We start from the raw sequence: 9,035 nt of genomic DNA, 5'->3' as shown, positions 1-9,035 counted from the left end.
ATGATACCTGATTTTTTCGTCTTGGTGTTTTTTTATTCAGTTTTTCTCAAGTGGCTAACTTGATTATAAAATTTGCCTTAATTTAACAAGCGTTATAGGTTGAGAAAATTGACCAACAAAAAACACCACCAACCAAGGTCAGTAGTGTCGAAAAAAATCATTTATACCATTGTAGCGGAAAATTCAGAATAGTTCATATCCAAACTTGCTCCAACGGCTTTTTCTGTTAAATTACCTTTATACGTATTAATACCAGTCAAAATAGTCTTGTTACGGCTGGCTTTTTCTAGACCTTCATTAGCGATTTGGATTGCATATGGAAGTGTTGCACTCGACAATGCTTCAGTAGCGGTCTTAGGAACAGCTCCCGGAATATTAGCAACTGTGTAGTGAACAACTCCATGTGACAAGTAAACTGGATCTTCGTGTGTTGTAGCTTTAATACTTGTTTCGAACATTCCACCTTGGTCGATTGGAATATCGACCATAACAGAACCTGGTTCCATCGTCTTAACCATTTCTTCAGTAACTAGTTTAGGTGCAGCGGCACCAGGAACCAACACAGCTCCAACTACTAAGTCTGAATGTTTAACACATTCCGCAATATTGTGAGCATTTGACATTAATGTATGAATTCTGCCATCAAAGATATCTTCCAATTCAGCCAATCTCTTAGCATTAATATCCAAGATAGTTACATCGGCACCAAGTCCAACCGCCATCTTAGCGGCATTAAACCCAACTGTTCCGGCACCAATAACTGTTACTTTACCTTGACGAACTCCCGGAGTTCCACCAAGTAATAATCCTTTACCTTGATGTGGTTCTTCCAAGAAGTGAGCTCCAACTTGAACTGACATTTTACCAGCAATAACACTCATTGGAACTAATAATGGCAACCCACCTTGGGGTCCAACCATCGTTTCGTATGCAACACCGTTTACTTTGTTCTCTAAAAGTGCCTCGGTCAAAGGTTTGTTTGCGGCAAGATGCAAGTATGTGTAAACAATTAAGTCTTCACGGAAATACTTGTATTCTGAAGCCATTGGTTCTTTAACTTTAATAACCATATCGCAAGCCCATGCGTCGTCAGCACTTCCAATTGTGGCACCCATTGATTCATAGTCTGTATCGAGGTAGCCGGAACCGACACCTGCGTTCGTTTCAACAACTAATGTGTGACCAGCTTTAACAAGATCTGAAACTCCAGCTGGAAACATTCCTACACGATCTTCTTGACTCTTAATTTCTCTAGGTATACCAATTTTCATTTGAAATCCTCCTTCAATTTTGGAATCGCTTTCTAGATACAATTTGAATATATCATATAATTCAGTTATTCACAATGTCAAAAAGTTTGTATCATTTTTTGGTACAGGAATACCCACTTTTAGGCATTTTAATTTTCATATTCAAAGTGTTTCTCAAAATCATTCACAAAATTCATTTTCTCAATCAAATTAAGTCAAACCAGAAATGTTAAAAACCAATTTTTAATTCTACACACTTGAAAGCATCGTTTTATCTTGCTAAATCAACATAAACACCGTATAGTTACTATATTGGTATATTCCACATATGTACCAACAAGTTCCTTAAAGGAGAACAAATTATGGTACTTAAATATCAAGAAATCGCCAATTCACTAGCCGATAAAGTTAACAATCACGAATACACAGATAAACTTCCTAGTGAGGGAGAATTAATGACAGAATACGGTGCTAGTCGCAATACCATTCGTAATTCACTCGACATTCTTTACAATCAAGGTCTGATCAAACGTATCCAGGGAAGTGGCTACTTCGTTAACACCGCCCTACATGGTGAGGATTACGTGATGAATCTTGCCAATAAAGTCGGAATGAATTCACTTGGTGTCAAATATCCAATAACTTCTCAAGTATTGAAACTAGAATCAATTGAAGCTGATGAAAAATTGGCTGAAATCCTTGAATGTGAAGTAGGTGCGCCAGTTTACTACATTCAACGATTACGACACAGCAACAACAAATTATACGCACTTGAAAAAACTTACTATTTAAAAGAATTCATTCCTTACCTTAGTAAAGAAATTTGTGAAAAATCCATTTTCAAGTTCATAATCGAAAATTACCACATTTCAATTAAAAATGCCGATGAATATGTAACGATTTACAATTTATCGGATGAAGAAGCAAAAATCACTGATCGTGAATCTGGCTCTCCTACTATCAGAATTGAAGAACTTAACTATCTAAAAAATGAACGTCCATTCAATTATTCAAGAACTTGTTATTTCCAAGATGATCTTACAATTTACTATCACGTTAATAATTATCTTAACTAGTTTTGCCGTTTATTGCTGCTTCCGGTTGAGAAAGAATTTACCTGTCGTGGGAACGATTCGAGCCTGTGGTACGGTCTCTCATCTCGTCTTTGAGCTTTGCTTCGCAAATCTCAAAGGTCGTCCTGTAGCGTAATGACGGAAAACCACCGTCATTACGCTACAGGACGACTGATAAATTTTTCTCCACCTCCAGCTAATTTTTCTCTACATAAGATCAGGTGGGTATCTGAAATAGAAACCTCTATCAGAGATATGCATTAACGCAATGAAGCAAATATAATTACCAACAATAGGATAATACTTCAAATGAAGATACCGTAAACAGAGCAGAAGGACGAAAGAAATGAGGCCAGCAGTGAAAGTGCTGTTGAACGGTGATTTATCCGTTCTTACAGCACAGGACGACTTTTGAAATTCGCGGGTTATGCGAAGTTCAAAAGCGAGGCCTCAGACCAAGGGCTGAAGCCGGTCCCACAGCAGGCCACATTACTTTCGTCCTTTGGCGGCAATAGAATATAAAAAATGCGAGCTGAATTCAGCCCGCATTTTTTTGTACTCGCTCATTTATATTATCAACAATATCTTGAATCGTCAGCTTAGACATTTCAGCCTCAGCGGCCTTTTGAACACGCTCATATGCCGCATCCAAAGTCTGTTGAATATTGGCTCCAACTGGACAATCAATATTGGTATTAGGATCAACGTGCAATAAATTGTGGTTGATCTCAACGGCTTTAAATACATCTAACAACGTAATCTCACTAGCAGGACGTGCCAATCTAGGCTTTGCGGCACCAGCTTGGCTCTCTAACAAACCAGCCTTATTCATATTAGACATCAGTTGTCGAATGACACTCGGGTTAGCCTCAATGCTGTTGGCAATTCCATTACTACTGACATCCCCATCTTCGGGCGTGATCTCAATATAGGCTAATGTATGAATTGCATCGCTTAACTTGTATGAATACTTCATTAACGGCTCCCCCTATTCCAAATACTAATAGTCATTATAACCTATCTCGAAAGAATTTCGCGAATAGCATCATTCAATGGAGTTACTGCGTGACCCAACACGTCTGGTAGATCACTAGATTCAACATCCAGTTCACCTGAACGCATCATATCTTGCATACCGACAAAAACATCGGCGACAGCTGGCTCAAAACCAGACTTGATCAATCCATTACGATATTCTTCATCAGACACTGATTTGAATTCAAAGCTCTTACCAGTAACTTTTTTAACTGCCTGACCCAATTCTGCATATGATACAGGTTTGCCAGCAAACTCATAAATATCCTTAGCATTATCCAAAATCATAACTTTAGCGGCACCAGCTGCATATTCACGTTCCAAAGCAAAACCAATTTTACCATCACCAGCGGCATATTCTGCATCTTCACCGTTAGCTCCAGCCTTTAAATAACTAGTTTCATTCTCAAGATACCAAGCATTACGCAAGAATGAATACTTCATGCCACTTTCTCTAAGCATCTTCTCTGTTGCTTTATGGTCAGCGGATAAAGCTGACTTAGCATCATCTGCTTTAGCAAAACTAGTATAAGCAACATATTCGACACCATCTTCCTTGGCAGCTTCAACAACGTTTTGATGTTGTTGTTCACGTGAAACTTCTCCACCAGGAACTGATGAAATGAATAGTAATTTGTTTACATTCTTCAAAGCTTCCACTAGAGAAGCCTTGTCTGTGTAGTCGCCCTTACGAATCGTAATACCTTCTGGTAGGACTTTTTTAGCCTTATCAGTATTACGAACAATCGCAATAATATCTTCTGCACTAACTTCTTTTAACAATTCACGAATTGCGATTTGACCAAAATGACCGGTTGCTGCTGAAATTGCGTACTTCATATTTATTTACCTCTTAATTTTCAAGTTTTATAGTTGTTGTTTTATTAATAACAGGACTAATTATAGCACCTGTTATTTTAAAGTCAACAGGTGGGTACAACATTTGTGGCGACAGCGTGAAACGAAGCATAGATTTTCCCACTTAAGTCAAATAAGGACTGTAATCCAAAATCGGATTACAGTCCTTATTTACTTTAATGATCGAAAGCTGAACATGCTTGTCCCACTCTCATAAAATCTTTAGTTTGTAGCGGCTTCAGTAGCTTCAGCAGCAAGCTCGGCACCCTTTTCTTGTTCTTCTTTGTATAACTTAGCATCGTAGAACTTGATGAATGGGTAGTAGATAACTGTAGCAGCAAGTGCGGTTACAATACCCAGCACTGCACCACGCCAGTCACCACCGGTACCAATGAATCCACTCAATCCAACTGGTGATGGCCATGGAACTTGAGCAACAACAGCGTGAACCATGTGGAGCTTAATTGCAAAGTAACCGATTGAAGCAGCAACCATTGGAGCTAGGAAGAATGGTACAGCCAAGTATGGGTTATAAACCATTGGCATACCGAAGATAATTGGTTCGTTGATGTTGAAGATCGATGGAACAATGGCAGCTTTTCCAAGTGTCTTCAACTGTGTTGATTTAGCGAACAATGTGATGAAGATAACCATACCTAATGTAGCACCTGAACCACCAACTGTAACGAACATGTTGTTGAATTCACCAGCGAATGGAATGTTTCCACCAGCTTGGTTAGCTTCCATGTTAGCCAAAACGATAGGTGTAAGGAATGATGTAATGATTGTAGCACCATGGATACCAACGATCCATAGAGCATGAATCAAGAAGTAGATAACCATGACACCAAGCCATGAGCTAGCTAGGTTTGTAACGAAACTAAATGGAATTGAGATCATCTTGAAGATATCTGTTCCAAGAGCAACAAGGGTTCCGTTGATAAGTAATACAACTAATACGATAACAAATGTTGGAATCAAGGCTGTAAATGAACGTGAAACACCAGCTGGAACTGTTTCTGGCATCTTGATGATCCAGTTACGTTTAACACATAGACAATATAGTTTAACAGCTAAGATCGACATGATGATTGCTGTAAAGATACCACTTGTACCTAAACGATCAATTGTAGCTCCCATACGGAAACCATTAACAACTGTTTCTGTAGAAGTAATTGAGTTAACAAGCTTCAATGAACCACCCTTAACTACCAATTCAGGTAAGCAAAGGAAGAAAGCAAACATTGAAAGAAGTGCACCGTTAAGTGGGTTAACTGAAATCTTTTCTTCTTGAGCTTGGATCTTAGTATATTCGTAACCAAAAACCAAACCGAAGTATAGCGATAAAATTCCCATTGTACATGTGTTAGCTAACATGTATAGGTCACTAAATTTGAAGAATGTTGCGTCGAAGAATCCCTTTAAAGCTGGGAATGTATCCGGCAAAATATTCAAAACTAAGAACATGGAACCTACGATAGTGAATGGAATACTGGCCATACCAGCTGCCATAACACCACGAACAATTCTGAATTGGGATAATTTCCCCATTGGTCCCATAAGATATTTTTCCATGAACTGGAATACTTTATTATTACTATCCATTTGTGACTCTCCCTATAAGTATATTTACAGATTGACCGACTTGCGGTAATCCTTAATTCTTGATAGTGATTTATCTTTCCCGTTACTGATGGTATTAATTCTACGTTCTAGTACCAAGCAGCCTAGTGCTCCGATCAATAAGACGCTGACCATGAAGTTGGTCCCCTCTGGACGTACGAATGGGAAAATAGCTGTATACATTGGTGTATAACTGATTCCAATCAAGACAATGTTGATTGCCAGTTGCGCCCAATAGTATCTTTTTGCATGTGGAACATCATTTCCCCTATCATGGTATTTCTTAACTTGTTCAACTATCACAAATATAGAGCTAATTAGCAGTAAAGCTGGAATAATGGCGGCAGGCTTGTGATAACCTGCGAGTAAAATGAACCAATATAAATTGGCGAAGAAATATCCGGCAGTTAGATACCGAATCAATAAGAACCGGTTGAAGTACATACTACGAATACTGGTTTTGTTTTTGTTGATCTCGAATTCTCTCTTTTCGGCATCAGTCATTAAAATATTCCTCCATAATTAGTTGAATTAAGCTAAGTCAGCTCCATTGGTCTTAATAGCCTTTTGGTACCAATAGAATGAATCTTTACGTGAACGTTCCATCGTTCCAACACCTTCATCATTCTTGTCAACATAGATAAATCCATAACGCTTATCCATTTGACCAGTTCCGGCAGAAACAAGGTCGATACAACCCCAAGGTGTGTAACCCATCAGATCAACGTGATCCAAGACAACAGCCTTCTTCACCTCCTCTAAATGAGCTCTTAGATAATCAATACGATAGTCATCATGGATCTCTCCATCTGACTCAACTTTATCGAATGCTCCCAAACCATTTTCAACGATGAATAATGGCAAGTGATATCTATCAGTCAATAGATTCAATGAATATCTAAGTCCGATTGGATCAATTGGCCATCCCCAGTCACTCTCTTCAAGGTAGTCATTCTTAGCAATCACATCACTAGGATCTACTAAGTGGTCGGCATCGATCTTGTCAGCTGAAACAGTCATTGATTGATAGTAACTGAAGCCAACATAGTCAACAGTTCCCTCTTTAAGTACAACTTTGTCTTCTTCAGTAATATCAGGACGATAACCGTTACGTTCGATATATGCTTCAGTTTCCTTAGGATATTCACCGAATACATGTACATCTGAGAACCAGTTACGACGTTGGTCAACACGTTGTGCTAACAAGATATCCTTAGGTGCTGAAGTCTTAGGATAAACTGGTGTGTAATTGATCATGCAGCCAATTTCGAAGTCAGGATTGATTTTTCTAGCTTCTTTAATTGCTAGTGCTGAAGCAACTAGTTCATAGTGAGCAGCTTGATACATTGCAGCTTCATTATTTGTATCCTTTGAGAAGATAAGTCCCGAATTAGTTGTCATCATGAATTCATTGTTGAAAGAACTTTGATTATCGATCTCGTTAAAAGTCATCCAATACTTAACCTTGTTCTTGTAACGTTTGAAACAAGTTGTAGCAAATTTAACGAAGAAATCGATAACTTTACGATTTGCGAAACCACCATATTCCTCAACTAGGTGATAAGGCATTTCGAAGTGAGCCAAAGTAATTACTGGTTCGATGCCATACTTGAGACATTCATCAAATAAGTCATCGTAAAATTGCAGGCCTTCCTCATTAGGCTCTTGCTCGTCCCCCTGTGGAAAAATTCTTGTCCAAGCAATTGAAGTTCTAAAGCACTTGAAGCCCATTTCTGCGAAAAGTTTTACATCCTCTTTGTAATGGTGATAGAAATCGATGGCCTCATGGTTAGGATAATTCTTGCCAGGAATAACTCCATCAGTAATTTCACGTGGTGTTGCGTTTGATCCAACAGTCATAACGTCAGCAACAGATACACCCTTGCCGCCTTCTTGCCAGCCACCTTCTAATTGATGGGCAGCAACTGCTCCTCCCCATAGGAAGCCTTCTGGAAATTCCATATCAGACATATAATTTGCACCTTTCTTCTATTGTTATCAGCTCCAATTAATATGAAACCGTTTTCTCTACAAGTGCTAGTATAATTTGTTGGTACAAATATTTCAAGTACCAATATAAATAAATTGTTAGACAAAATAAAAAAATCGCTGCTTCATGCGGTTTACGGCATAGAATAACGATTTTTTATTTATAAATATTTTTTTAGTGTTAATTCTACCTGTCAATCTAATGTAAAATGATACATAGTAATATCAAACTATATTGAGGTAAAAATATTGAGCAACAAAACATTTAATATCGGCGTAGATGCCGGTGGAACTAAGACTAGAGCCTGTTTATTTGACGGTGAGAACGTAATCTCGGAATCAATCACTGATATGGGTAATCCTGTTGAAAATTATGATTTAGCAATGAACAATATCAACTATGCTATTGATTCGGTACTACAGGACAAAGACGTTTCATCTACTGACGTATCTTGTATTGCTATTGGTTGTGCAGGTGCTGAATCCATGGGACTAATTCCCATCATGCAACATTCTTTTGAAAAAAAATATAAGACGAAAATAATTCTTGAGAGTGATGTGGTCATGAGTCACATCGCTACTTTCAACAACCTGGATGGTATCCTTTTGATCTCTGGTACTGGATCTGCGGCTATCAATCGTGGTAAAGATAAATTCATTAAAAAAGGTGGCTGGGGTCCTATTGTCGGTGACGAAGGCAGTGCTTACTGGATCGGTATTCATTTTGTTAAGCAACTGACTGAATACATCGACAATAATCCTGTCGAAGATGGATTCGAAGAGCTAGTTCCTAGACTTCAAGAGACTTTGAGTAATCGTAGGGATGTTATTGATACTGTCTATTTACAACCTAAGAAGAAAATAGCTAACCTAGCATTATTAACATTGGAGTTTCCAGACAATCCCTACGTTCAAAAACTTTTGAAAGCTGCTGGACTAGAATTGAGCAAACTGGTTCTATCGGTTATTACTGATCCTGAAGATACCAAGATTGCTATTGAAGGTAGCGTCATCAAGAACAATGAAGTTGTTCGACATGCTATGGAGGATGATTTGACCAAACATGGAGTTAAGTTCAGTTATCGTGATACCGTTTCTGGTTCACGTGCTGTTTTGTACTTCGTCTAAAAAGCATCTAGAAAACTTAGGTAGTTCTTCCCCAAGTTGATTGAGATCCCCTAACAGTGGACAGATACTTTCCAAGGAT

8 protein-coding genes are annotated in these 9,035 nt (G+C 38.4%); 2 read left to right on the top strand and 6 right to left on the bottom strand.

Annotated elements, in window-relative coordinates:
• Positions 1–161: 161 nt before the first annotated feature.
• Entirely contained in the window at positions 162–1,271 is a 1,110-nt protein-coding gene (gene ald, locus EKM66_RS03270; protein WP_125761652.1) for an alanine dehydrogenase, read from the bottom strand.
• A 341-nt stretch (positions 1,272–1,612) separates the two neighbouring features.
• Between ald and EKM66_RS03265 the strand changes: the two genes are divergently transcribed.
• Positions 1,613–2,326, top strand: a complete 714-nt coding sequence (locus tag EKM66_RS03265) for a GntR family transcriptional regulator (protein ID WP_125761650.1) — start codon at positions 1,613–1,615, stop codon at positions 2,324–2,326.
• 535 nt (positions 2,327–2,861) lie between these two features.
• Here EKM66_RS03265 and EKM66_RS03260 read toward each other — a convergent pair.
• From EKM66_RS03260 to EKM66_RS03240, 5 genes are all read right to left on the bottom strand, one after another.
• On the bottom strand, positions 2,862–3,299 hold the full coding sequence (locus EKM66_RS03260; RefSeq protein ID WP_125761648.1) for an Rrf2 family transcriptional regulator: 438 nt from the start codon (positions 3,297–3,299) through the stop codon (positions 2,862–2,864).
• Between the two features lie 41 nt (positions 3,300–3,340).
• On the bottom strand, positions 3,341–4,198 hold the full coding sequence (locus EKM66_RS03255; RefSeq protein ID WP_125761646.1) for an SDR family oxidoreductase: 858 nt from the start codon (positions 4,196–4,198) through the stop codon (positions 3,341–3,343).
• A 240-nt stretch (positions 4,199–4,438) separates the two neighbouring features.
• Positions 4,439–5,821: a PTS cellobiose transporter subunit IIC gene (gene celB, locus EKM66_RS03250; RefSeq protein ID WP_125761644.1), complete on the bottom strand. Its 1,383-nt coding sequence runs from the start codon at positions 5,819–5,821 to the stop codon at positions 4,439–4,441.
• A gap of 24 nt (positions 5,822–5,845) precedes the next feature.
• The gene (locus EKM66_RS03245) at positions 5,846–6,343 is read right to left on the bottom strand and encodes a hypothetical protein (RefSeq protein ID WP_125761642.1); all 498 of its coding nucleotides are present in this window, start codon (positions 6,341–6,343) and stop codon (positions 5,846–5,848) included.
• 27 nt (positions 6,344–6,370) lie between these two features.
• Entirely contained in the window at positions 6,371–7,810 is a 1,440-nt protein-coding gene (locus tag EKM66_RS03240) for a 6-phospho-beta-glucosidase (RefSeq protein ID WP_125761640.1), read from the bottom strand.
• Positions 7,811–8,077: 267 nt separating this feature from the next.
• Here EKM66_RS03240 and EKM66_RS03235 point away from each other — a divergent pair, with 267 nt between their 5' ends.
• On the top strand, positions 8,078–8,956 hold the full coding sequence (locus tag EKM66_RS03235; protein WP_164505026.1) for a BadF/BadG/BcrA/BcrD ATPase family protein: 879 nt from the start codon (positions 8,078–8,080) through the stop codon (positions 8,954–8,956).
• The last annotated feature ends 79 nt before the right edge of the window (positions 8,957–9,035 follow it).

Source organism: Companilactobacillus hulinensis (assembly GCF_003946555.1).
Taxonomy (GTDB): Bacteria; Bacillota; Bacilli; order Lactobacillales; family Lactobacillaceae; genus Companilactobacillus; species Companilactobacillus hulinensis.
Note: the sequence above shows the minus strand (reverse complement) of the source record. Positions and strands in the feature narration are given on the sequence as shown.

What these genes read in the sequence shown, in the direction of transcription:
- EKM66_RS03260 (WP_125761648.1), bottom strand. Translation starts at nt 3,299, where the DNA reads ATGAAGTATTCATACAAGTTAAGCGATGCAATTCATACATTAGCCTAT.
- ald (WP_125761652.1), bottom strand. Translation starts at nt 1,271, where the DNA reads ATGAAAATTGGTATACCTAGAGAAATTAAGAGTCAAGAAGATCGTGTA.
- EKM66_RS03240 (WP_125761640.1), bottom strand. Translation starts at nt 7,810, where the DNA reads ATGTCTGATATGGAATTTCCAGAAGGCTTCCTATGGGGAGGAGCAGTT.
- EKM66_RS03255 (WP_125761646.1), bottom strand. Translation starts at nt 4,198, where the DNA reads ATGAAGTACGCAATTTCAGCAGCAACCGGTCATTTTGGTCAAATCGCA.
- EKM66_RS03265 (WP_125761650.1), top strand. Translation starts at nt 1,613, where the DNA reads ATGGTACTTAAATATCAAGAAATCGCCAATTCACTAGCCGATAAAGTT.
- celB (WP_125761644.1), bottom strand. Translation starts at nt 5,821, where the DNA reads ATGGATAGTAATAATAAAGTATTCCAGTTCATGGAAAAATATCTTATG.
- EKM66_RS03245 (WP_125761642.1), bottom strand. Translation starts at nt 6,343, where the DNA reads ATGACTGATGCCGAAAAGAGAGAATTCGAGATCAACAAAAACAAAACC.